Genomic DNA, 24,007 nt, shown 5'->3' with positions numbered 1-24,007 from the left:
GATTCAACCTCTGTGGATTGTTCTTCCGGGTTGGTGATCTCCTGTAGGAGCGAGGCTTGCCCGCGAACCGCGGTGGGTCAGTAAAGACGCCTTCGCGGGCAAGCCTCGCTCCTACAGGTTTTGCGTAGTGCCTAAGGCTGTTTTATTTACCGGTAATCATCGGCAGGTTCAGCCCTTGTTCCTTGGCGCAGTCGATCGCGATCTGGTAACCCGCATCGGCGTGACGCATAACGCCGGTGGCCGGGTCGTTGTGCAGAACGCGGGCAATACGCTCGGCCGCTTCGTCAGTACCGTCGCAGACAATCACCATGCCGGAGTGCTGGGAGAAGCCCATGCCGACGCCGCCGCCGTGATGCAGGGAAACCCAGGTCGCGCCGCTCGCGGTGTTGAGCAAGGCGTTGAGCAGTGGCCAGTCGGACACGGCATCGGAACCGTCTTGCATCGATTCGGTTTCGCGGTTCGGGCTCGACACCGAACCGGAGTCCAGGTGGTCGCGACCGATCACGATTGGCGCGGACAATTCACCGCTGCGTACCATTTCGTTGAATGCCAGACCAAGCTTGGCGCGCAGACCCAGGCCAACCCAGCAGATACGCGCCGGCAGACCCTGGAAGCTGATGCGCTCGCGCGCCATGTCCAGCCAGTTGTGCAGGTGGGCGTCGTCCGGGATCAGCTCTTTGACCTTGGCGTCGGTTTTGTAGATGTCTTCGGCGTTGCCCGACAGTGCAGCCCAACGGAACGGGCCGATGCCACGGCAGAACAGCGGACGGATGTAAGCCGGTACGAAGCCTGGGAAGTCGAATGCGTTTTCCACGCCTTCTTCCTGAGCCATCTGACGGATGTTGTTGCCGTAGTCGAAAGTCGGGATGCCCATTTTCTGGAAATCCAGCATCGCTTTAACGTGCACGGCCATCGATTGCTTGGCGGCTTTCACCACGGCAGCAGGCTCGGTCTTGGCGCGAGCGCGATACTCTTCCCAGGTCCAGCCGGCCGGCAGGTAACCGTTGAGCGGGTCGTGGGCGCTGGTCTGGTCGGTGACCATGTCCGGGCGCACACCGCGACGGACCAGTTCCGGCAGGATTTCAGCGGCGTTACCCAGCAGGGCGATGGAAATCGCTTTGCCTTCCTTGGTGTATTTCTCGATGCGGGCCAGGGCGTCGTCGAGGTCTTTGGCTTGCTCGTCGACGTAGCGGCTGTTCAAACGGAAATCGATGCTGACCTGTTGGCATTCAATGTTCAGCGAGCAAGCGCCGGCCAGGGTTGCAGCCAGAGGTTGAGCGCCGCCCATGCCGCCCAGGCCTGCGGTCAGGACCCAACGACCTTTGAGGTCATCGTTGTAGTGTTGGCGACCGGCTTCGACGAAGGTTTCGTAGGTGCCTTGAACGATGCCCTGGCTACCGATGTAGATCCAGCTGCCGGCGGTCATCTGGCCGTACATGGCCAGGCCTTTGGCGTCGAGTTCGTTGAAGTGTTCCCAGCTCGCCCAGTGTGGCACCAGGTTGGAGTTGGCAATCAGTACGCGCGGAGCGTTGCTGTGGGTCTTGAACACGCCGACCGGCTTGCCGGATTGCACCAGCAGGGTCTCGTCTTCGTTCAGGTTGGTCAGGCTTTCGACAATCTTGTCGTAGCATTCCCAGTTACGCGCCGCACGACCGATACCACCGTAAACCACCAGTTCTTTAGGGTTCTCGGCGACTTCCGGGTCGAGGTTGTTCATCAGCATGCGCAGCGGCGCTTCGGTCAGCCAGCTCTTGGCGGTCAGCTTATTACCGCGGGCGGCACGGATTTCAACGTCACGAAACTTAGTAGGTTTCTGGGTATTGTCAGTCACGAAAAAGACTCCTCAGCGATCAATTCAAACCAACCCTGGCGGTGGGTAAGCCAGCCTGTGCGCGTCAACGCGACACAAGCGAATCAGTGGACGCTGCGGAGAGTCTCGATCGACTCATACGCATACGTCTTTACTTGTACATACAAGCATATGCAATCAAGCGGCCAACTTGTTGGATGGGTGTTCAAGAAAAGTTTCTGGAAGGCTGGAAGCCCCCTGGATCAAGGGTTTTGGAGAAGATGAAATTTTTCGGGAGGATTTTGCGGAGGGGAGGACTGTTGTTACTTGAGCGTGGTTTTGCGCCACGCTGGGGCGTTCGGTAACAAAGTGGTGCGCATTAGGGAACGGATTTGATCGGTGGAAAAACTTCGCGGGCAAGCCTCGCTCCTACAGGGGATCTGCGGTCCACTGTAGGAGCGAGGCTTGCCCGCGAAAGGATTTTGGATCAGCGTGCAGTCAGCTCGACCACACAGCATGGGCCTTTACTGGAGACTTCCAGCAGGCCGTTATTACCGTCGAGTTGCAGGCAGTCATGGCGACCCAATTGCTGGGTGTTGTTACCGACCTGCAATTCCAGCGCCTCGCCGACACTGAACACCAACACCGTGCCCGCCGAACTGAAAAACCGTTGTTCGCCATCCAGCCACTGCAACCGTGCGCTGTAACGCTGCGGCGCATAAATCAGGTTGAAATCGCGGATCGCCCCGCCAAGCAGCGTGCACGACACCTGGCTCTCGCCACTGAACGCAAACGGTTCCAGCGGTAACAACGGATGCGTGTCCTGGCCGTCGACGCGCAAGGTCATGCCGTCGCCTTGCAGCACGGTGATCACTCGCTCATAGCCAGTGAACGTCGAGAAGCCACCCGACTCACCAATATCGGCAATCGACAGGCGCCAGCCGAAACCATCCAGGCCAGTACCCGCATCGCGGGTGATTTCTTCAGTGCTGCCGCCGCCGTTTTTCCACGGCATGCGCGGGTAATCAACGGCACGTAAAACCTTTATCTGACTCATTTATGAAACCGACCTTCCAGACGATGACGGGAACCAGGGTGGATCAAACGGGCGGCGGTCACCGGCTGACGGCCAGACCAGGTGCGGCGACGAATCAGCAGGCACGGCTCGCCTTTCTCAATCTGCAGCAATTTGCACTCGCTGGCCTCGGCCAGAATCGCCTCGACCACATGCTCGCCTTCGGTCAGCGGCGCGACCTGGTTCAGATAGGCGTAAGGCGTTTGCAGGGTGAAGTCCTGCTTGAGGTAGTCCGGGGCGACCAGCGCGTTGACGAAACGGTCTTCGATTTGCACCGGAATATCGTTTTCGAAATGCACGATCAGCGAGTGGAAGACTTTTTGACCTTCACGCATGTCCAGCGCCAGGGCGCGCTCGGAACCGGCGGCCTCTTCTTCAAGGGTAATGACCTTGCAGGTATGGCGATGGCCACGGGAGGCGATTTCGTCGGCGATGTTGTGCACTTCGAACAGCGCGGACTGGCTTTTCGGTTCGGCGACGAACGTACCGACGCCTTGCATACGCACCAACAGACCGTCGGCAGTCATCTCGCGCAACGCGCGGTTGATGGTCATGCGGCTGAAACCGAGTTGGCTGACCAGCTCGCTTTCCGACGGAACGCGGTAGTGCGGCGGCCAGTTTCCACTGTCGATTTGCTGGGTGATCATCTGTTTGACGCGGGCGTACAAGGGCGCCGGACTGTCGCCCATGTTCGCGGCCAACGGTGACACTGCAGGCGGAGTCGGCACGGTTAATCCTTGTTCGTTGAAGAGAGGTTGCTAGCTTGCCGGAGTTTACCGGGCAGGCAAACGTCTGTATATGTATATACAAATAACACACGATGGGGTGCTGAACCATGTCCGCCTTCTTTGCCGAACGCGCGCTGCTGCCTAGTGGATGGGCCAACAATGTACGTCTTGAGGTCAGCGCCGACGGCGTTTTGACCCATATCCAGGCCGATTCCCACGCAGATGGCGCCGAACGGCTAAGCGGTCCGCTGCTGCCAGGCATGCCGAATCTGCACTCCCACGCGTTCCAGCGAGCGATGGCCGGGTTGGCGGAAGTGGCAGGCAATCCGAACGACAGTTTCTGGACCTGGCGCGATTTGATGTACCGTCTCGTCGGAAAAATCAGCCCCGACCAGCTCGGCGTAATTGCCCGGCAGCTGTACATCGAAATGCTCAAGGCCGGTTACACCTCGGTGGCGGAATTTCATTACGTGCACCACGACACAAGTGGCCAACCCTATGCAGATCCGGCCGAACTGGCGCTACGCATCAGCCAGGCGGCCAGCTCGGCCGGCATCGGCTTGACCCTGCTGCCGGTGCTCTACAGCCATTCCGGTTTCGGCGGCCAGACGCCGAACGACGGCCAACGTCGCTTTATCAACAGCACTGAAAACTACCTCAAGCTCCAGTCGCGCTTGCAGCCGATCCTGGCGCAGCAACCGGCCCAATCGCTGGGTCTGTGTTTCCACTCGTTGCGCGCGGTAACACCGCAGCAGATCAGCGAAGTGCTGGCGGCCAGCGACAAGCAGTGCCCGGTGCACATTCACATCGCCGAGCAGCAGAAGGAAGTCGACGACTGCCTGAGCTGGAGCGGCCGCCGGCCGCTGCAATGGCTGTACGAAAACACCGAAGTCGACCAACGCTGGTGCCTGGTCCACGCGACCCACGCCAACCCGGAAGAAGTGACGCTGATGGCCAAGAGTCGCGCCATTGCCGGTTTGTGCCTGACCACCGAAGCCAACCTCGGCGACGGGATTTTCCCGGCGGTGGACTTCCTCGCTCAAGGTGGGCGCATGGGCATCGGTTCTGACAGCCATGTGTCGCTGAGCGTGGTGGAAGAATTGCGTTGGCTGGAATACGGCCAGCGCCTGCGCGATCAGCGGCGCAACCGGTTGTATGGCGCGGATCAGCCGATGGTCGGCCGTACGCTGTACGACGCGGCACTCGACGGCGGCGCGCAGGCGATGGGGCAGCCGATCGGTGCACTGGAAGTTGGCAAACGGGCAGATTGGCTGGTGCTGGACGGCAACGATCCGTACCTGGCGACCGCCAGTGGCGACGGGATTCTCAATCGTTGGTTGTTTGCCGGCGGCGATCGCCAGGTGCGCGATGTGCTGGTCAATGGCCAGTGGGTTGTGCGCGATGGGCGACATGCCGCAGAAGAGGAAAGTAACCGCGCGTTCACCCAAGTCCTGCGCGACCTCTTGGGCTGACACCAAGCAAATGTGGGAGCGAGACCGGCTTGCCGGCGATAGGGCCGTCAAATTCAACAGAAGTGTTGACTGACATTCCGCTATCGCCGGCAAGCCGGTCTCACTCCCACAGGGTTATGCGTGATCAGTTAGAGGTCTTGGCCATCTGCGTATCCGTCGCACGCCAGATCAGCCGCGTGGTGTCATACCCCTGCTGGCGCGCCTTGCTCAGCAGTTCTTCGCGCACTACACCGTTGACCGTCGGGGTTCGCGACAGCAGCCACAGATAGCGGCGGCTCGGGTCGCCGACGATCGCAGTCTTGTAGTCTTCGCTGACGAACAACACCCAGTATTCGCCCTTCGCCACGCCCGGTATCAACCGCGAAAACCAGGTATCGAACTCGACCCACAACTTGTCGGTCTTGCCCGGCACCTGTGGATAAGCCGTGCCCTTGGCCTCTTCCCACTGCCAATCCGCCGTCAGGCAGCGATTCAGCACCAGGATGTTGCCGTCCGGCTTGAGCGTGTAATGCGCTTCGGATTGCGCGCAGTTGCGCTGGAAATACATCGGCAGACGCGCCAACTCGTACCAGGTCCCTTGGTACTTCTTGAGATTGACGCTGTTGACCGTTTTCGGCGCCAACGGATTTTCACCAGAAGTGGCGCAGCCGGCCAATACCAGGCTGGCAAAAAGGAGGATCAATAACCGCTTCATTGTTTTTCTCCCGTGGGCGTATCGCCCCGGTTTACTTCAGGCCTTGGCCGGAAAACATCAACACTTTGTCACCGGCGTACTGCACGCTGATAAAGCTGTTCTTGTCGCCCCAGGTGCAACTGGACATGCCGAGCGCGCCCGCGCAGTCGGTAGGTTTGCCCAGCAAGGTTTCCACCTCGGCCTTGGCCATGCCTGTCGACAACTTGGAGTAGTTTTCCTGATTGATTTTGCCGCACGCGGCCAGCAAGACGCAGAACGAAAGCAGGGCGATGGAACGCAGCGACATTGTGTAGCTCCTGGGACAAAGGGGAATGGCATGACAGCCAAGCTGAAGCTTAGAAGAGAAAACCCCTGTCTGGTTCCCTGACCGAGCGCCTATTTATTGGGCCGCTCGTCTGCCTTTTGCCGAAAAATCAGCCACTTTCTCGTGTTGTTGAGCATTTCGTCGGTTTTGACAGAATTCGCCTAATCTTTGGCGCCGCTCAGTCGACATAAAAGCAGCGCAAAGCCCGTTCCTGTGGCAAATTGACACCCCTTGTCGACCAGCACCTCCGCGGTAGTTCATTTAATGACCAGAAACATGAAGTTCAGCCACAAAATCTTGTTGGCTGCTGCCCTCGTGGTGGCCGTTGCATTCGCCTGTTTCATCCTCTTCAACGATTACCGCCAGCGCCAGACCTTGCGCAGCAGTACCGAATCGTCGATGCAGGAACTCGGCAGCCTGACCACCAGCAACATTCAAACCTGGCTGGAAAGCCGCATCCAGCTGCTGCAATCGTTATCCCAACAGATCGCCGTGGACGGCAGCGCCCAGGCCAGCCTCAAGCGCGCCATCGACCTGCCGGCCTACACCAGCAATTTCCAGCTGAGCTACTTCGGTGGCACCGACGGCGTGATGTTCTCGGTTCCGGCCGGCAATCGCGCCGCCGATTACGACCCTCGCGCACGTGGCTGGTACAAGGCGGCCAACGGCGCGCAACAGACCATCGTCACCGAACCGTACATCGCTGCGTCCTCCGGCAAACTGGTGATCACCGTGGCCACACCGGTGAAGCATCAGAACCAGATGATCGGCGTCGCCGGCGCTGACATTGACCTGTCCAGCGTCAGCGCGATCATCAACTCGCTGAACTTCGGCGGTCACGGCCATGCGTTTATCGTCAGCGCCGACGGCAAGATCCTGATCCACCCGGACAGCAAACTGGTGCTCAAGAACCTCGCCGAGGCCTACCCGAACGGCGCACCGCAAGTCAGCCCGGGCATGAAAGAGGTCGAGATCGACGGCAAGCGCCAGTTCATCTCCTTCACCCACGTCAACGGCGTGCCGTCGGCGGATTGGTATGTGGCGCTGGTGCTGGATCAGGACACCGCGTTCTCGATGCTCAGCGAATTCCGCACCTCGGCGATCATCGCCATGGTTATCGCCGTATTGATCATCATCGCGCTGCTGGGCATGCTGATCAGCTTCCTGATGCAGCCGCTGCTGACCATGGGCCGCGCCATGCATGACATCGCCGAAGGTGAAGGCGACCTGACCAAGCGCCTGACCATTCACGGTCACGACGAGTTCGGCGCGCTGGGCACTTCGTTCAACCGCTTTGTCGAGCGTATTCACACCTCGATCCGCGAAGTGTCCTCGGCCACCGGCCAGGTCAACGAAGTCGCCTTGCGTGTTGTCGCCGCGTCCAACTCGTCGATGTTCAACTCCGATCAGCAAGCCTCGCGCACCAGCAGCGTGGCCGCCGCCATCAATGAGCTAGGTGCCGCCGCTCAGGAAATTGCCCAGAACGCCGCCCTCGCCTCGCAGCATTCCAGCGACGCGCGCGCATTGGCCGAAGACGGTCAGCAAGTGGTGGATAAAACCATCGCGGCGATGCAGCAGCTCTCGGCGAAGATCAGCGATTCGTGCGGCAACATCGAAACGCTCAACAGCAACACGGTGAACATCGGGCAGATTCTGGAAGTGATCACCAGCATCTCGCAGCAGACCAACCTGTTGGCGCTGAACGCCGCCATCGAAGCCGCCCGTGCCGGTGAAGCCGGGCGCGGTTTTGCCGTGGTGGCCGACGAAGTACGCAACCTGGCGCATCGCACCCAGGACTCGGCGCAGCAAGTGCAGAAGATGATCGAGGAACTGCAAGTCGGTGCCCGTGAAGCGGTGAGTACCATGACCGACAGCCAGCGTCAGAGTGAAAGCAGCGTCGGCATCGCCAATCAGGCGGGCGAGCGTCTGGGTAGCGTGACGCAGCGTATTGGCGAGATCGACGGGATGAACCAGTCCGTGGCCACGGCGACGGAAGAGCAGACTGCGGTGGTGGAGTCGATCAACGTCGACATTACCGAGATCAACACGCTGAACCAGGAAGGGGTGGAGAACCTGCAGGCGACGTTGCGGGCGTGTTCCGATCTGGAGCAGCAGGCGGCGCGTCTTAAGCAGTTGGTCGGTAGCTTCAGGATTTAAGGCGCTCTTGCGGGCCCCTTCGCGGGCAAGTCGAATCGTCGCACCGCTCGCTCCTACAGGTTCACGCTACCCCTGTAGGAGCGAGCGGTGCGACGATTCGACTTGCTCGCGATGACGGCATCAGCCGCAATGAAGATTTAGAACCTTGAACCTGGCTGCGAAAGAAACGCCAACTCCTCAGCCGTAGACTCCCTTCCCAACACCGCATTGCGATGCGGAAACCGCCCAAACCGCGCAATCACCTGCTGGTGCTTCTCGGCGTAGCTCAGATAGTTGCTAAAGAGTTTCCGGTCGCCCTCTGGCTGTTGCGCCACCAGATCGATATAGCGTGAGACGGCCTCATTCTGCACCGCCAGATTCTCGCAGTGCTCGAACACCAGATAGATGAACACCCGCTGAATCGGCTTCAACTGCCGATCGAAATCCGCAGCTATGCCTTGCGCCACCAGTGCCTGAGCCCTGAGATCGCCGGAAAAGGATTTGGGTGTTTCGCGAAAGATCATTCGCGGCAGTTGATCGAGCAGCAGCACCAAGGCCAGCCAACCTTCCGGGCGTTGCGCCCAGTCAGTCAATCCGCCGGCCAGTGCCTGCTCGACCCAGTCCCCGAAACGCGTCTGCGCTTCGAGGTCCTGGCTGTCGTGCTTGCCGAACCATAACCTGCCCTTCTCAGCCGCTACTTCATTCGACGATTCGGAATTTCCGAACCACCATTCGAGCAACGGCTGCCAGGGCGCGGTCATGTTTATTCCTTGTGGTAAGCCGTGACGCGTGCGACTTCTTCTTTCGAACCGAGGAACACCGCTACGCGCTGGTGCAGGCCTTCCGGTTGAATGTCGAGGATGCGCTGGTGGCCGTCGGTGGACGCGCCGCCCGCCTGTTCAACCAGGAACGACATCGGGTTGGCTTCGTACATCAGGCGCAGTTTGCCCGGCTTCGACGGCTCACGGCTGTCGCGTGGGTACATGAACAGACCGCCACGGGTCAGGATGCGGTGCACGTCGGCAACCATCGCGGCAACCCAGCGCATGTTGTAGTTCTTTTTCAACGGGCCTTCATCGCCAGCCAGCAATTCGCTGACGTAACGCTGTACCGGCGCTTCCCAGTGACGCTGGTTGGAGGCGTTGATCGCGAATTCCTGAGTGGACTCAGGGATCGTGATGTCTTCATGGGTCAGTACGAAGCTGCCCATTTCACGGTCCAGGGTGAAGCCTTTGACGCCATTGCCCAGGGTCAACACCAGCATGGTCTGTGGACCGTAGATCGCGTAACCGGCGGCAACCTGCTGAGCGCCTGGCTGCAGGAAGGCCTTTTCGTTCAAAGGCTCGTTCTGGGTCAGGTATTCGTTCGGGCAACGCAGCACCGAGAAGATCGTACCGACCGGCGCGTTGATGTCGATGTTCGACGAACCGTCCAGCGGGTCGAATACCAGCAGGTACGCGCCTTTCGGGTATTTGCCCGGGATCTGGTAGGCATTGTCCATTTCTTCGGACGCCATGCCGGCCAGGTGACCGCCCCATTCGTTGGCTTCGAGCAGGATGTCGTTGGACATCACGTCCAGCTTCTTCTGCACTTCACCTTGGACGTTTTCAGTGCCCATGCTGCCCAGAACACCACCCAGGGCGCCTTTGGAGACGGCGTGGCTGATTTCTTTACAGGCGCGCGCCACCACTTCGATCAGGAAACGCAGATCGGCAGGGGTGTTGTTGCTACGGGTCTGCTCAATCAAATAGCGACTCAGGGTAACGCGGGACATGGAAGGCTCCGGTGGAATGGGGGGCTAAAAACCCGCGCAGTTTAACGCGAGTCGGGGCGTATTTCCTCCTATCAGACGTGATACGTCCAACAGAGTTCATGTGCCGGGTTTAGCGTAGATCGAAACCGGCCGGATGTGGGCCGGCGACGGGCGGCAGTTTTGGGATTTTTGGTGCCTGACAGTCAGTCTTCGCGGGCAAGCCTCGCTCCTACAGTGGAACGCGTACACCTGTAGGAGCGAGGCTTGCCCGCGAATGGCGCGCAGCGCCAGCCTTTCTCAGGAATTGGCCGGAGGTTTACGCAACAAGCTGAACGCCATCGCCGCCAAAAACAAAACACCCAGCAACAACACCGCCCACAACCCGAACTTCTTCCAGTTCGGTTCAGCCTGTGCAACGGATGTGAGTGTGGAGCTCGGCGTCTCTACCACCCCGCCCGACACCGTCGCCTTGCCCAACGCCGCCCACTTCGCCGCGCTGTAATCCGGAATCAGCGTTGCCAGCGGCAGGTTCGCCGCTTTCACCGTCGCATTGCCCAACGCCAGCGTATAAGGCCCGGCGCCGCGCGCCAGGAACACCAGTTGCGTCGAACGCACAGCGAAACGCACCGTCGGCGCCTCAGCGCCCAAGCCACCGCCGCGCTCGTCCACCGTCAACTTCAACTGCTGCACGGTTTGCCCCGGCAACTGCAATTCGTTCTGCACCACGTCCTGGCCACTCTGGGTCAGGCGATAGAGCAAACCACTGCTCAACGGCTGCCACGGCAGGCTGCTTTCCCGACGACCGGACAACGTCACCGGCGCCAGGCTGTTTGGCTGATTCAGCTCGACCTGCACGCGCTCGACGTTCAACCCCATCGGCAATTGCCAGGTGTATTCACCCGCCTTCACGCTGGCGCCCGCCAACGGCTGCGACCAGACCAATGGCAGCGGCAGGCTGCGCGTGCTGGCGCTTTGCAGTTGCGCCGAGGTCAATATCGGCGCCGATTGCGGCGTGCTCCACAACAAACGCAGATAACGCGCTGATTGTCCCGGCAAGCCGACCTCATGCTGCTCGACCCGCTCGTCGGCAAACGTCAGCCGCGCCACCTGCCCGTCACCCCACGACTGCCAATGCTGCAAATCGTCGCTGGCTTCGATGCTGAAACGCTGGAAGCCATCGCGTTCGCTGGTCCAGTCGAGGATCAATTGCTGCAACGGTGCCTTGATGCCGCTGGCGTCGAGCAGCCAACCGCTCAGCACTTCTTCGCCCACCTCCAGCTGACTCGACGGCTGCACTTCGACCAGCGTGCCATTGGCGCTCGATTGCACCCGCACACTCGGCGCGCGCTCGGTGGCGTCCGCCGAGTTGTACAACGGGAACCATTTCACGTCGGTCAGGGTGGGGGTTTCGCCGGTTTTCGCGGTCTCCCGCGCCACGGCGTAGGCCTGAGCCTCACCGGCCGCGTTGAACACGCGCACATCGCTAAGGTCGGTTTGTCGCGCATTCAGCTGCACGGCCAAGGGCAATTCGAGGCGATACCACGGACCTTCGCCGCTCACGGTCAACGGCACTTGCGTGGCGAAGTCCGCCGGTTTTTCCTGCGCGTTGGCCGACAGCGCCACGCCCAACGCAACAGCGCCCAACCAGACCAGGTTCAGCTTCTGACTCAAGACGACACTCCTTCGGTTTCCGGGGCCGGTTTTTCAGATTCCGGCGCAGCATCGACGCGCTTGGGCGGCAACGGGGCGAAATAGCCCACCACCAACAGCAACACGCCAACACCGATAAACGAGACGATCCGGGCGAGTCCGCCACGGTTACTCAATTCGACAAAGAACAGTTTCGCGACCACCACGCCGATCAGCGCCGCGCCAATCAGCCAGACTTCGCGACGATGACGCAGATGGCCACCGATCATCAGACTCAGCGCCATCAAGGTCCAGACGATCGACAGACCGGCCTGCACCTGCATCGACGCGAGCAGCAAATCCAGCTCGAACGGTACGCCGCCCCAATGGTGAGCCGTGCGATTCACCAGCGCGGTGAAAAACGCGAACAGCGAAACACCCGCGATCAGCTGCGTGGCGTGATCGAAGATGTCCTTGCGGAGTGCCAATTGCGTCACGGCGCTGCGGGCCCACACGTAAACGCCGAACAGCGCAAACAGCAGCCCCAACTCCAGCGGATTGATCAGCGGTACATAGGGCAGCGGCTCGGCGGTGCCGTCGCTGACAATGTTCGCCAGCCAGAACCAGCCGAGCATGAGCAAGGCCAGCGGTGCCGCCGCGTACAGTCGATACTCGCGCGGATAAGCCGACACCGGCCACGGCCAGGCACGCGGTGCGGCCATCAACACCAGATAAACACTCGGCAGAATCGCCCAACCCAGCCAACGCCAGGCGTTGTATTGCTCGGACAACAGCAGCAAGCCGTAACGCAACTCCAGCGCCAGTACACCGATCAATAGCCAGCAACCGAGCACATGAGCCGTACTCAGGGCACGAGCCGGCAACATCGGCGCCAGACGCCGCAGCGAGATGAAATGCACGACGAACACCGCCGCCCAGGCGAGCCAGCCGAAGTCAGCCGCCGGGTGGTAACGCGCGTGCCATGCCCCGAGCAATACCACACCCGCCACAGGAATCAGCAAAGTGCAGAGCAAACCCAGCGACGGCCATTTCAGGCGCAACGCCAACACGGCCCACAGCGCGACGCTCAGCGCCGCGACTGCCAGCAGCAACGTCGCCTGAAGATTCATCGGTGCAAAACGCAGCACTTCACTGATCCACGCCAACGCCCACCAACCCGCGCCCCACACCAGCAGCACTTCGGACAAACGCTGCAAACTCAGGACATCGAACGCCGAAGCATGGTTGCCGAGCTGCAAGCGCCAGGCGCCGACCAACGCCGCCAGCCCCAGCACCAACGGCGTCCAGAATCCGCTATGCGCCAATGGTTTCAACCCTTCGCTGGCCAGCGGCCCCAGCAGGTCCGGCCCGGCGAACAGGAACGCCGCCCCGCCAATCACCTGCAACAGCAGACCGAAGACGAAACTCACGCGCTGCTTCAGATAAAGGCTCAGCCAGATAATGAACAGACCACTGGCCGCCCACACCGCACTTGCGGTTTGCCATGGCAGCACGAACAGAACAGCGAGGTTGATCAGCACCAGGCCGGCCAGCAACACCACCGACAAACCGCGCAACAGCCGAGCATCGCTGCGCACCATGTCATCGCGGGCGGCCAGCAACATACCGGCGATCAACGCCAGGCCGATCAGCGACGCGCTGAGCAAACCGCTCCAACCCGCGCTGAACACCGCGCCAGACTCACCGCTCGCACCTTGCAGGCGCAGCAGGAACAACGCGCCGCCCAGTAATTGCACAGCGAACGCGGTGAAGAGGAAGGTGCGCGATTGCAGACGCAGACCGACAAACAACGTCGCCAGGCCGGCCAGCGCCCAACTGATCGCCGTGCCGTGGGTAAAGAAGAACAGCGGCGCCAGCAGATAGAGGAAGGTCAAACCGAGGCAGGCCAGCACCGGCAAGCCTTTGCGCTCCCACGCCAACGTCTGCTCAGGCAAGGCGTTGCGCAGTTGGTAGAAACTGAACAGCAGCGCCACGCCGAGCATCAACGCGCCCAGCGGCGCACCTTCCAGCAGGCTGCTTTCGCCGAACCGCAGCTCACTGAGGAACGCCAACGCCGAGCCCAGTTGCAGCAGCAACGCAAAGGCGCGCGCCAGCGGGCGTTGCTGACGCAATCCGAGCCAGAAAATCCCGGCACCTTCCACCGCCCAAGCGGCCGCTGTCCAGCGCGCATCAAGCCCCAACGGGATCGCCAGACTGGCGAAGATCACGCCCAACGCCAGACAGGTTTCCGCTAGCAACAACGCTCGGCCACCCATCAGCAGGCGGGCCAGGCCCATGTAAATCATGCCCAGCGCCAATGCACTGAAAGCGGCAGCGAACTCCAGATGCTGGACCAGCGCGAACTGCAAACCGAAACCCACCAGCGGCGGGCCGAACAGCATCGTGCCGTCGACGTAGTCGCCTTTGCGCGCCGACCAGTGCAGCAGCGCCTTGCGACTGTCGTCCTCGGGCGCGTCGCTCATTTCCAGTAACTTGCGCCGTGCAAACAGTAGCCCGATGGCCAGGTACATCAGGAAAAACACAATCAGGAACGGCTCGGTGCTCCACAGCAGCTCCGGCGTGTAGGAGCGCAGGCCCCAGGCGAAACCGATGCCGAAGGTGCCGACAAAGCCGATCAGGTTGAGCAGCCGCCAGGCCTTGAACCAGGCGATGGCGAGAATGCCGGTGTTGAGCAAGGCGAAATAGCTGAACAGCGCGACATGGTTGCCGGCGCCGGTGGACGTCAGGATCGGCGCGGCGAAACCGCCCAACGCGGCGACGCACGCCAGTGCCAGCGAGTCTTGAGTGATGGCCAGAATGGCCGAGAACACCGTCACCGCCACCAGCAGCCCGAGCGCCGCCGTCGGATCAAGCAGCGGATGCAAACGCATGGCCGCGAACACCGTCAGGTACAACACAGCGATCCCGGTGCCTTGTAGCATCAACGCATAGTTAGTGTTGCGATGACGCAGCCACCAGCCCAGACCGAGCAGGGCCAACGCAGCCGCCGCCACCCCGGCGTAACGCAGTTCGATCGGCACCACCATGCCTTCGGTGGCATAACGCAGCAGAAACGCCAGACCGAGGAACAACAGCACCACACCGACCCGCAGCACGGTGTTGCCACCGAACAGCCAGTTACGGGCACCGCTGATGGCGCGCTCGATGAAGTTCGGGCCACGCGGGACGGCGGGTTCGCGGGCAACCGGCTCGGGCTTCCAGGCATCGTCGGGCAGCGGGCGGCTGGTTTGCGTCGCTGTCGCGGTGATCGGGTCGAGTTCGGGCGGGAGTTCCCAGACCATCTCCGGGGTCGAGACAGGGACTTCTTCGAGAATGAATACGGGGGACGGGGCCGGTTCGCTGGCAAGCGGTTCCTCGGCAAGCGGCTCGCTGGTTTCAGGCGCCTTGACGCCAGACACCTCCAGCGTGGCCAGGCGTTGCTGGACCGCATTCAGCGCCACCTGCGCCTGCTCCAGCAAAGCGCGCTGTTCAGCCGCCTGCGAACCCAAACGGCCGATGCGAATGGCCTGGCCGATACCCAACCCGAGTAACGCCCCCAACAGCGCGTCGCTGAACGACTCGTCGAGTATCCAGCCCAGCACCAGCCCAATCAGCATGAACATCCATTGCATGGTCGATATCCCTAAGCGGCCCATTGCCTTGCGGTGTCTGCGCTGATGCTTTCGCGGGCAAGCCTCGCTCCTACAGGTTATGCGAAAACTCTGTAGGAGCGAGGCTTGCCCGCGAAGATGCCCGCAAGGACATCACTGAAACATCTGGCAAACTGGTGCTTAGTATATCGGTCAGGTCCAACAACCGTCGGACCTTGCGCACATTTGTGGCTAAAAGTTACTCCAATGCCTTCCAGATATCCGTCGCGTACTCGCGAATGGTCCGGTCAGAAGAGAACCAGCCCATCCGGGACGTGTTCAACACCGCCGAACGCCACCACTCGTTCGAATCGTGCCAATGGGCTTCAACACGCATCTGCGCGTCCCAGTAGGAATCAAAATCGGCGCAGACCAGGAAGCGGTCGTAGTCGATCAGCGAATCGATCAAGCCGGTGTAACGGGATGGATCATCCGGCGAGAACACCCCGCCACGAATCGCTTGCAGCACGTCATTCAGCCGATGGGACGCGGCAATATCCGGCGTCGCATTGAACTCATGATTCTGTTTGCGCGCTTCAACCTGCTGCGCGCTGAGGCCGAAGATGAACATGTGCTCGGCGCCGATGCGCTCGCACATTTCCACGTTGGCACCGTCCAGCGTGCCAATCGTCAGCGCGCCGTTGAGGCCGAACTTCATGTTACTGGTGCCCGACGCTTCGAAGCCTGCGGTGGAAATCTGCTCGGACAAATCCGCCGCCGGAATGATGCTCTCCGCCAGGCTGACGTTGTAGTTAGGCAGGAACACCACTTTGAGCAAGCCGCGCACGGTCGGGTCGTTGTTCACCACCCGGGCGATATCGTTGGTCAGTTTGATGATCAGCTTGGCCTGGTGATAACTCGCGGCGGCCTTGCCGGCGAAGATTTTCACTCGCGGCACCCAGTCGATTTCCGGCTCGGCGCGAATCGCTTGATACAGCGCGACGGTGTGCAGCAAGTTGAGCAGCTGACGTTTGTATTCGTGGATCCGTTTGACCTGCACGTCGAACATCGCCGCCGGGTTGACCGCAACCCCAAGGCGCTCGTGAATGATGTACGCCAGCGCTTTTTTGCTGTGCAGGCGCTGTTCGGCGAAGGCCTTGCGGAACGCGGCTTTTTCCGCGAACGGCTCCAGATCGAGCAAGCGCTCTTCCGGGTTATCCAACAGATCAGGGCCGAGGGCATCGACCAACATCGAGGTCAATTCCGAGTTGGCCTGATACAGCCAGCGGCGGAAAGTAATGCCGTTGGTCTTGTTGTTGATCCGCTCCGGGTAGAGCTTGTGCAGTTCCGAGAACACGGTTTTGCGCATCAGTTGGGTGTGCAGCCCGGACACGCCGTTGACGCTGTGGGAGCCAAGGAACGCCAGGTTGCCCATGCGCACACGGCGACCGTTGTCCTCTTCGATCAGCGATACCGCGCGCAGCACGTCAAAATCATGGATGCCTTTGGCGCGCAGCGAGTCGATGTGCTGGGCGTTGATCAGGTAAATGATCTGCATGTGCCTTGGCAGCATCCGCTCCATCAAACCGACCGGCCAGGTTTCCAGCGCTTCCGGCAACAGCGTGTGGTTGGTGTACGAAAGCGTGTCGACGGTGACCTGCCACGCGGCGTCCCACGCCACGTCGTAGACATCGACCAATTGGCGCATCAGCTCGGCCACGGCAATGGACGGGTGAGTGTCGTTGAGCTGGATTGCCGCGTGGTCGCCCAGGGTCAGCACCGAGGTGTGCATGTTGCGATGACGGCGCAGCAAATCCTGGAGAGATGCCGCGACAAAGAAGTATTCCTGGCGCAGGCGCAGTTCCTGGCCGGCCTCGGTGCTGTCCGCCGGGTACAGCACGCGGGAGATACTTTCCGCCCGCGCCACTTCAGCGACCGCGCCGAGGTGGTCGCCGGCGTTGAAGCGCTCAAGGTGCAAATCTTCCATCGCGCGGGCACGCCACAGGCGCAGCGTGTTGACGCTCGCCCCGCGCCAGCCGACTACCGGGGTGTCATAAGCAATGGCGCGCACGGTTTCCGCCGGGGACCAGACTTGCTTGGACTTGCCGTTTGAGTCGGTCACGGTTTCGACGCTGCCGCCGAAACCGATCGGGTAAACCACTTCCGGCCGTTCGAATTCCCACGGGTTGCCGAAATCCAGCCAGTGTTCGGTCTGTTCCTGCTGCCAGCCATCGACAATCGCCTGGCGGAACAAGCCGTGTTCGTAACGGATGCCATAACCGTGGCCGGCGATGCCGAGGGTCGACATGCTTTCCATGAAGCACGCCGCCAGACGACCGAGGCCGCCGTTGCCCAAGGCTGCGTCGGGCTCCAGCAGGCGGATGCGTTCGAGGTCGACGCCGAGCTCGGTCAGCGCTTCGCGGGCGACGTCGAGCAGGCCGAGGTTGCTCAAACTGTCGTAGAGCAGCCGGCCGATGAGAAATTCCAGGGAGAGGTAATAAACCCGCTTCTGACCTTTGCGGTAGATCTGCCGGGTGTGGTCCATCCAGTGCTCGACCATGTGATCGCGCGCCGCCAACGCAATGGCTTCGAACCAGTCGTGGTCGAAGGCGTGATCCGGGTCTTTACCCACCGCGTAGGTGAGTTTGGTCAAGACGGCGTCGCGGAATGCGGCCACCTCTGCTTCGCGAACAAGTGGTTCTTGAGTCATCGATAAGACCTCGAGCGAGCTTTGAGTTGTCTGAGCCTAGACGGTCTGACAGGCGGTAGAGGCTCTGGTTCGGCAGTTTTTCCTGTTAGTGCGAGATAGGTCGGCATTACCTTGTCGTGTACCTGAATCAATGCAGGGGCCGTGCCGGAATTCACGTGTTGTTGACCGCAGTTAAAAAAATCTGGCGAAAGGTTGTTCAAAAATCCACCAGTCCCGGTATGATCGCGCGCCCTGATGCACACGCTGGTAACAACCGATGATGAAGCCCAACCTGATCGCCGCCGCAGAGATCGATCGTCTCGATACCTGGGCCAAATACTCTGCGCCGATGTGCGGTTCCTGCATATCCAGCTGCTGCACCCTGCCGGTCGAGGTCAAGATCAAGGATCTGATCCGCATCGGCATCGTCGACGAGTTCGAGCGCGGCGAACCGGCGAAGAACATCGCCAAGCGTTTGCAGAAGGAAGGGATCGTCGAGCGTTACAGCCAGAAGACCGAGATCTTCACCCTCCAGCGCATGAGCAACAACGATTGCCTGTACCTGGATCGTAAGAGCCGTCTGTGCACTATTTATGAAAAGCGCCCGGATACTTGCCGCAACCACCCGAAGATCGGGCCGCGACCGGGGTATTGCGCTTACAAGCCGAAGGAAGTGGCGCGCGAGACCAGCAGCAGCCGTCGGCCTCTCGAGAAATTCTGATCCGGAATATGGGCGCCTGAACGGGCGCCTTCGCGGGCAAGCCTCGCTCCTACAAGGGCAGCGCATAACCTGTAGGAGCGAGCGATGCGGCGATCCGACTTGCCCGCGAAGGGGCCGGTGAAAACACCACACAAATCGCAGACAAACAAAAACGCCCCCGGCCTTTCGACCGGGGGCGTTTTCATTCAGCCTGAACTAAAACTCAGTTCTTGGCTTTCTTGGCAGCGCGGGTACGCTCGCCTTCGTCCAGGATCTTCTTACGCAGGCGGATCGACTTAGGCGTAACTTCGCACAGCTCGTCGTCCTGGATGAATTCCAGGGCCTGTTCCAGGGTGAAGCGAACAGGTGGAACCAGAGCGATGGTTTCGTCTTTACCCGAAGCACGCATGTTGTCGAGCTTCTTACCTTTGGTTGGGTTGACGCCCATGTCGTTATCACGGCTGTTCAGACCAACGATCTGACCGTTGTAGATTTCCTGACCGTGTTCAACGAACAGCTTGCCACGTGCCTGCAGGGTTTCCAGGGAGTAGGTCAGAGCCTTGCCGGTTTCTACCGATACCAGAACACCGTTCTGACGACCGGACATGTCGCCGGACTTCATGGTGTCGTAGCGATCGAAGATCGAGGTCAGGATGCCTGCACCGTTGGTCAGGGTCAGGAACTGGTTACGGAAACCGATCAGACCACGAGCAGGGATGTTGTATTCCAGACGCACACGGCCTTTGCCATCCGGCACCATGTTGGTCAGGTCGCCCTTACGCAGACCCATCTCTTCCATGACCTTGCCCTGGGATTCTTCAGGGGTGTCGATGGTGACGTTTTCAAACGGTTCCTGCTTCACGCCGTCAACCTGACGGATGATCACTTCAGGACGACCAACGCCCATTTCGAAGCCTTCGCGACGCATGGTTTCGATCAGTACCGAGAGGTGCAGCTCACCACGGCCGGAAACCTTGAACTTGTCAGCCGAGTCGCCTTCTTCAACGCGCAGTGCAACGTTGTACAGCAGCTCTTTGTCCAGACGTTCCTTGATGTTACGGGAAGTCACGAACTTGCCTTCTTTACCGCAGAATGGCGAGTCGTTTACCTGGAAGGTCATGGAAACGGTTGGCTCGTCAACGGTCAGAGGCTTCATCGCCTCGACGTTGTCCGGCTGGCACAGGGTGTCGGAGATGAACAGCGAGTCCATACCGCTCACGCACACGATGTCACCGGCAAACGCTTCTTCAACGTCGATACGGTGCAGACCGTGGTGACCCATCAGCTTCAGGATACGGCCGTTGCGTTTCTTGCCGTCGGCGCCGATGGCGACAACCGGAGTGTTCGGCTTGACGCTACCACGAGCGATACGGCCAACACCGATAACACCCAGGAAGCTGTTGTAGTCCAGTGCCGAGATTTGCATCTGGAACGGGCCTTCACGGTCAACTTTCGGCGCAGGTACGTTGTCGACGATCGACTGGTACAGCGGGGTCATGTCTTCAGCCATGTCGGTGTGGTCCAGACCGGCAATGCCGTTCAGGGCCGAGGCGTAGACGACTTTGAAGTCCAGCTGTTCTTCGGTGGCACCCAGGTTGTCGAACAGGTCGAAGATCTGGTCCAGAACCCAGTCCGGACGCGCGCCTGGACGGTCAACCTTGTTGATGCACACGATCGGACGCAGGCCGGCTTCGAAAGCCTTCTTGGTCACGAAACGGGTTTGCGGCATAGGGCCGTCTTGAGCGTCAACCAGCAGCAGAACGGAGTCAACCATCGACATTACGCGTTCAACTTCGCCGCCGAAGTCGGCGTGGCCCGGGGTGTCCACGATGTTGATGTGGTAGCCGTTCCAGTTGATGGCGGTGTTTTTCGCCAGAATGGTAATACCGCGCTCTTTTTCCTGGTCGTTGGAGTCCATCACGCGCTCGTCGTTGAGCTCGTTGCGCTCCAGAGTGCCGGATTGACGCAGGAGTTTGTCTACCAGGGTGGTTTTACCATGGTCAACGTGAGCAATGATGGCGATGTTGCGTAGATTTTCGATCACTTGTGTATCTCGATCAGAGGATTCGGTGTGCTGACAAGTCTTGGCAGCGATTAACAGTAGAGTCAGGCCTTGCCGTTACAGCTTGACGGCAGAGTCGGGGGGCCGATGACGCAGGCCACAGGCAAACAGCCCCGGGCTCTTAGCTCGGTCGATAAACGCGCACATTGGCATGCCCCTCACTGAGCAAATGGTGGGCATGCAGGCGACTCATCACGCCTTTGTCGCAATACAGCAGGTACTGGCGAGTAGGGTCCAGTTCCTTGAAACGAGCGTTCAATGCATAAAACGGCATCGTCTGTACCTCAATGCCACCGAGTTCCAGCGGCTCGTCTTCAGCGGCATCCGGGTGACGGATGTCGATGATGATCTGGCCCGCCAGTGCTTCGCTGACTTCTTCGATCTGCAAATCCTGGCCCAATTCGTCGATCACGCGATCGATCGGCACCAGTTTGGCGTTCTCGAGCGCACGCTCAAGGACTGCCATGTCGAATTCTTTCTCTTCATGCTCCACCCGGTGGCGCTTGGCAGCCGTCTTCGGGTTGACTGAAATGACCCCGCAATACTCCGGCATGTGCCGGGCGAAATCGGCGGTACCGATTTCGTTGGCCAGATCGATGATGTCCTGCTTGTGACTGGCGATCAGCGGGCGCAGCACCAGCTTCTCGGTCACGCAGTCGATCACGTTCAGATTCGGCAATGTCTGGCTCGACACCTGGGAGATCGCCTCCCCGGTCACCAGCGCTTCGATTTGCAGTCGATCGGCAATTTGGGTCGCAGCGCGCAACATCATACGCTTCAATACTACGCCCATATGACTGTTATCGACTTTACCGAGAATTTCTCCCAGTACTTCCTCGAACGGCACACTGACAAATAACACGCGTTGGGAGCTGCCGTACTTCTTCCAGATGAAGTGCGCGACTTCCATCACGCCCAGCTCGTGGGCCCTTCCGCCCAGATTGAAGAAGCAGAAGTGGGCCATCAGGCCGCGACGCATGATCTGGTAGGCCGCCACAGTGGAGTCGAAGCCGCCGGACATCAGCACAAGTGTCTGTTCCAGTGCACCCAGCGGATAACCGCCGATGCCGTTGTGCTGACTGTGGATCACGAACAACCGTTGGTCGCGAACTTCGATTCGGACTTCGATTTCAGGCTTTTTCAGGTCGATCCCGGCGGCACCGCACTGGCGGCGCAACTGGCTGCCGACGTATTTCTCAATATCTATCGAGCTGAATGGGTGCTTGCCGGCGCGTTTGCAACGCACCGAGAAAATCTTGCCGGCCAGCGCATCACCGTAGTGCTGCTTGCATTTTTCAACGATGTCGTCGAAATCACCCAGCGGGTACTCATCGATTTGCAGGAAGTGCGCGACGCCCGGCATGCAGCTCAGACGCTCGCCCATCTCCTTCAGAGCCTTGGGATCGCTGACGCGGGTTTCCAGCTCGAGGTTGTCCCACACGCCGTTCACCACCACGGCCGGATCCAGATCGCGGAGCACGGCACGGATGTTCTTGGCCAACTGGCGGATGAAACGCATCCGTACCGGGCGGCTCTTGATGGTGATCTCTGGGAAGACTTTTACGATTAATTTCATGGAAACAGCGCGCGCGAGGCCTGCCGAAAAAGGGGGGCGCGGATTATAGCGGAAATTGCTCAAGGTTTAACCAGTTAATGTGCAGAAGGTTTTGCATGCACCAAAACAGGTCATTTATTGATTTTAGCGCCACATTGTAGGGCGGGATTTTCTCCATTAATGCGCATTACACCTTTATAAGCGTGATATTGGGGCAAAAAACCCATGGTGGGGCACTGGCATGCAATTTGCTCCCTTGTGAGGCAGGTTGCCTTGGCAGAGTATTCGCGCCGGCATCACCCACATTCTAAGGGCATCCACTACTAAGCCCGAAGCCACCCGGAGGACACTATGTCGAAGTCGGTTCAACTCATCAAAGATCATGACGTCAAGTGGATTGATCTGCGCTTCACGGACACCAAAGGCACCCAGCACCACGTGACCATGCCGGCTCGCGACGCGCTGGATGAAGACTTCTTCGAAGTCGGCAAGATGTTCGACGGTTCCTCCATCGCTGGCTGGAAAGGCATCGAAGCCTCCGACATGATCCTGCTGCCGGACGACAGCACTGCCGTACTGGACCCGTTCACCGAAGAGCCGACCCTGATCCTGGTCTGCGACATCATCGAACCTTCGAGCATGCAAGGCTACGATCGCGACCCACGTGCGATCGCCAAGCGCGCAGAGGAATACCTCAAATCCACCGCCATCGGCGACACTGTGTATGCCGGTCCGGAGCCAGAGTTCTTCATCTTCGACCAAGTGAAGTTCAAGTCCGACATCTCCGGCTCCATGTTCAAGATCTACTCTGAACAAGGCTCGTGGATGTCCGACCAGGACGTGGAAGGCGGCAACCGTGGCCACCGTCCAGGCATCAAAGGCGGTTACTTCCCGGTTCCACCGTTCGACCACGACCACGAAATCCGTACCTCCATGTGCAACGCACTGGAAGAAATGGGCCTGACCGTCGAAGTTCACCACCACGAAGTGGCAACTGCCGGCCAGAACGAAATCGGCGTCAAGTTCAACACCCTGGTGAAGAAAGCCGACGAAACCCAAACCCTGAAGTACGTCGTGCACAACGTGGCCGATGCCTACGGCCGCACCGCTACCTTCATGCCTAAGCCTCTGTACGGCGATAACGGCTCGGGCATGCACGTGCACATGTCCATCTGGAAAGACGGCAAGAACACCTTCGCAGGTGAAGGCTATGCCGGCCTGTCCGATACCGCTCTGTACTTCATCGGCGGCATCATCAAACACGGTAAGGCCCTGAACGGCTTCACCAACCCGGCGACCAACTCCTACAAGCGTCTGGTTCCAGGCTTCGAAGCTCCAGTGATGCTGGCCTACTCGGCCCGTAACCGTTCCGCTTCGATCCGTATTCCTTACGTGTCGAGCCCGAAAGGCCGCCGTATCGAAGCACGCTTCCCGGATCCAGCTGCCAACCCATACCTGTGCTTCGCAGCACTGATGATGGCTGGCCTGGACGGTATCCAGAACAAGATCCACCCTGGCGATGCAGCTGACAAAAACCTGTACGACCTGCCGCCTGAAGAGGCGAAAGAGATCCCACAAGTTTGCGGCAGCCTGAAAGAAGCCCTGGAAGAGCTGGACAAAGGTCGTGCGTTCCTGACCAAAGGCGGCGTGTTCTCCGATGACTTCATCGACGCTTACATCGCTCTGAAAAGCGAAGAAGAAATCAAGGTACGTACCTTCGTACACCCACTGGAATACGAGCTGTACTACAGCTGCTGATCCGGTAGCGCCTGCGCAAGCGGCGTGACAAAAAAGAGGCCTCCTTCGGGAGGCCTTTTTTGTGGGTGCTCGT

16 protein-coding genes and 1 pseudogene are annotated in these 24,007 nt (G+C 59.9%); 5 read left to right on the top strand and 12 right to left on the bottom strand.

Going from position 1 to position 24,007, the window contains the following annotated elements; translation table 11 throughout:
* Positions 1-142 precede the first annotated feature (142 nt).
* From hutU to hutC, 3 genes are all read right to left on the bottom strand, one after another.
* Entirely contained in the window at positions 143-1,831 is a 1,689-nt protein-coding gene (gene hutU, locus IB245_RS04740) for a urocanate hydratase (RefSeq protein WP_192226835.1), read from the bottom strand.
* A 445-nt stretch (positions 1,832-2,276) separates the two neighbouring features.
* Entirely contained in the window at positions 2,277-2,846 is a 570-nt protein-coding gene (locus tag IB245_RS04735) for a HutD family protein (RefSeq protein ID WP_008036585.1), read from the bottom strand.
* Positions 2,843-3,553, bottom strand: coding sequence for a histidine utilization repressor (gene hutC, locus IB245_RS04730; RefSeq protein WP_172435301.1), 711 nt, complete (start codon positions 3,551-3,553; stop codon positions 2,843-2,845). Before hutC ends, IB245_RS04735 begins: the two co-directional genes overlap by 4 nt.
* 146 nt (positions 3,554-3,699) lie before the next feature.
* Between hutC and IB245_RS04725 the strand changes: the two genes are divergently transcribed.
* A complete protein-coding gene (locus tag IB245_RS04725) occupies positions 3,700-5,064 on the top strand; it encodes a formimidoylglutamate deiminase (RefSeq protein WP_008036578.1) in 1,365 nt (454 codons plus the stop codon).
* A gap of 124 nt (positions 5,065-5,188) precedes the next feature.
* Here the strand turns inward: IB245_RS04725 and IB245_RS04720 are convergent, their stop codons facing one another.
* Together IB245_RS04720 and IB245_RS04715 are read right to left on the bottom strand one after the other, a co-directional pair.
* Complete coding sequence (locus IB245_RS04720) at positions 5,189-5,758, bottom strand: lipocalin family protein (RefSeq protein WP_192226834.1); 570 nt, start codon at positions 5,756-5,758, stop codon at positions 5,189-5,191.
* Positions 5,759-5,789: 31 nt separating this feature from the next.
* Positions 5,790-6,044, bottom strand: coding sequence for a hypothetical protein (locus tag IB245_RS04715; RefSeq protein ID WP_008028040.1), 255 nt, complete (start codon positions 6,042-6,044; stop codon positions 5,790-5,792).
* Between the two features lie 282 nt (positions 6,045-6,326).
* Between IB245_RS04715 and IB245_RS29295 the strand changes: the two are divergent.
* Both IB245_RS29295 and IB245_RS29290 read left to right on the top strand, forming a co-directional pair.
* Positions 6,327-7,361: pseudogene (locus IB245_RS29295) on the top strand (cache domain-containing protein); the annotation flags it as partial.
* Between the two features lie 93 nt (positions 7,362-7,454).
* Entirely contained in the window at positions 7,455-8,219 is a 765-nt protein-coding gene (locus IB245_RS29290; RefSeq protein ID WP_371927683.1) for a methyl-accepting chemotaxis protein, read from the top strand.
* A gap of 137 nt (positions 8,220-8,356) precedes the next feature.
* Here the strand turns inward: IB245_RS29290 and IB245_RS04705 are convergent, their stop codons facing one another.
* The 5 genes from IB245_RS04705 to IB245_RS04685 all read right to left on the bottom strand — a co-directional run bounded on the left by IB245_RS04705 (position 8,357) and on the right by IB245_RS04685 (position 17,880).
* Entirely contained in the window at positions 8,357-8,959 is a 603-nt protein-coding gene (locus tag IB245_RS04705) for a DUF924 family protein (RefSeq protein ID WP_192226832.1), read from the bottom strand.
* A gap of 2 nt (positions 8,960-8,961) precedes the next feature.
* Complete coding sequence (locus tag IB245_RS04700; protein WP_008040991.1) at positions 8,962-9,972, bottom strand: class 1 fructose-bisphosphatase; 1,011 nt, start codon at positions 9,970-9,972, stop codon at positions 8,962-8,964.
* Between the two features lie 276 nt (positions 9,973-10,248).
* On the bottom strand, positions 10,249-11,622 hold the full coding sequence (locus IB245_RS04695) for a DUF3999 domain-containing protein (protein ID WP_192226831.1): 1,374 nt from the start codon (positions 11,620-11,622) through the stop codon (positions 10,249-10,251).
* Entirely contained in the window at positions 11,619-15,212 is a 3,594-nt protein-coding gene (locus IB245_RS04690) for a DUF2339 domain-containing protein (protein WP_192226830.1), read from the bottom strand. The genes IB245_RS04695 and IB245_RS04690 overlap by 4 nt, the downstream gene beginning before the upstream one ends.
* Before the next feature lie 217 nt (positions 15,213-15,429).
* Entirely contained in the window at positions 15,430-17,880 is a 2,451-nt protein-coding gene (locus IB245_RS04685; RefSeq protein ID WP_008028030.1) for a glycogen/starch/alpha-glucan phosphorylase, read from the bottom strand.
* A 259-nt stretch (positions 17,881-18,139) separates the two neighbouring features.
* Here IB245_RS04685 and IB245_RS04680 point away from each other — a divergent pair, with 259 nt between their 5' ends.
* On the top strand, positions 18,140-18,580 hold the full coding sequence (locus tag IB245_RS04680; RefSeq protein ID WP_085988407.1) for a YkgJ family cysteine cluster protein: 441 nt from the start codon (positions 18,140-18,142) through the stop codon (positions 18,578-18,580).
* A 202-nt stretch (positions 18,581-18,782) separates the two neighbouring features.
* Here the strand turns inward: IB245_RS04680 and typA are convergent, their stop codons facing one another.
* Together typA and thiI are read right to left on the bottom strand one after the other, a co-directional pair.
* Entirely contained in the window at positions 18,783-20,603 is a 1,821-nt protein-coding gene (gene typA / locus IB245_RS04675; RefSeq protein WP_008028025.1) for a translational GTPase TypA, read from the bottom strand.
* Positions 20,604-20,742: 139 nt separating this feature from the next.
* Entirely contained in the window at positions 20,743-22,197 is a 1,455-nt protein-coding gene (thiI, locus tag IB245_RS04670; RefSeq protein WP_008040995.1) for a tRNA uracil 4-sulfurtransferase ThiI, read from the bottom strand.
* Positions 22,198-22,527: 330 nt separating this feature from the next.
* On the opposite strand from thiI, the gene glnA reads away from it, so the two are divergent.
* Positions 22,528-23,934, top strand: coding sequence for a type I glutamate--ammonia ligase (gene glnA / locus IB245_RS04665; RefSeq protein ID WP_192226829.1), 1,407 nt, complete (start codon positions 22,528-22,530; stop codon positions 23,932-23,934).
* Positions 23,935-24,007 lie beyond the last annotated feature (73 nt).

This window comes from Pseudomonas sp. PDM02 (assembly GCF_014852285.1).
Lineage (GTDB): Bacteria > Pseudomonadota > Gammaproteobacteria > Pseudomonadales > Pseudomonadaceae > Aquipseudomonas > Aquipseudomonas migulae.
Note: the sequence above shows the minus strand (reverse complement) of the source record. Positions and strands in the feature narration are given on the sequence as shown.

Coding starts and splice junctions, on each gene's coding strand:
- IB245_RS04735 (WP_008036585.1), bottom strand. CDS start 2,846: ATGAGTCAGATAAAGGTTTTACGTGCCGTTGATTACCCGCGCATGCCG.
- hutC (WP_172435301.1), bottom strand. CDS start 3,553: ATGGGCGACAGTCCGGCGCCCTTGTACGCCCGCGTCAAACAGATGATC.
- IB245_RS04725 (WP_008036578.1), top strand. CDS start 3,700: ATGTCCGCCTTCTTTGCCGAACGCGCGCTGCTGCCTAGTGGATGGGCC.
- IB245_RS04720 (WP_192226834.1), bottom strand. CDS start 5,758: ATGAAGCGGTTATTGATCCTCCTTTTTGCCAGCCTGGTATTGGCCGGC.
- IB245_RS04715 (WP_008028040.1), bottom strand. CDS start 6,044: ATGTCGCTGCGTTCCATCGCCCTGCTTTCGTTCTGCGTCTTGCTGGCC.
- IB245_RS29290 (WP_371927683.1), top strand. CDS start 7,455: ATGTTCAACTCCGATCAGCAAGCCTCGCGCACCAGCAGCGTGGCCGCC.
- IB245_RS04705 (WP_192226832.1), bottom strand. CDS start 8,959: ATGACCGCGCCCTGGCAGCCGTTGCTCGAATGGTGGTTCGGAAATTCC.
- IB245_RS04700 (WP_008040991.1), bottom strand. CDS start 9,972: ATGTCCCGCGTTACCCTGAGTCGCTATTTGATTGAGCAGACCCGTAGC.
- IB245_RS04690 (WP_192226830.1), bottom strand. CDS start 15,212: ATGCAATGGATGTTCATGCTGATTGGGCTGGTGCTGGGCTGGATACTC.
- IB245_RS04685 (WP_008028030.1), bottom strand. CDS start 17,880: ATGACTCAAGAACCACTTGTTCGCGAAGCAGAGGTGGCCGCATTCCGC.
- IB245_RS04680 (WP_085988407.1), top strand. CDS start 18,140: ATGAAGCCCAACCTGATCGCCGCCGCAGAGATCGATCGTCTCGATACC.
- thiI (WP_008040995.1), bottom strand. CDS start 22,197: ATGAAATTAATCGTAAAAGTCTTCCCAGAGATCACCATCAAGAGCCGC.
- glnA (WP_192226829.1), top strand. CDS start 22,528: ATGTCGAAGTCGGTTCAACTCATCAAAGATCATGACGTCAAGTGGATT.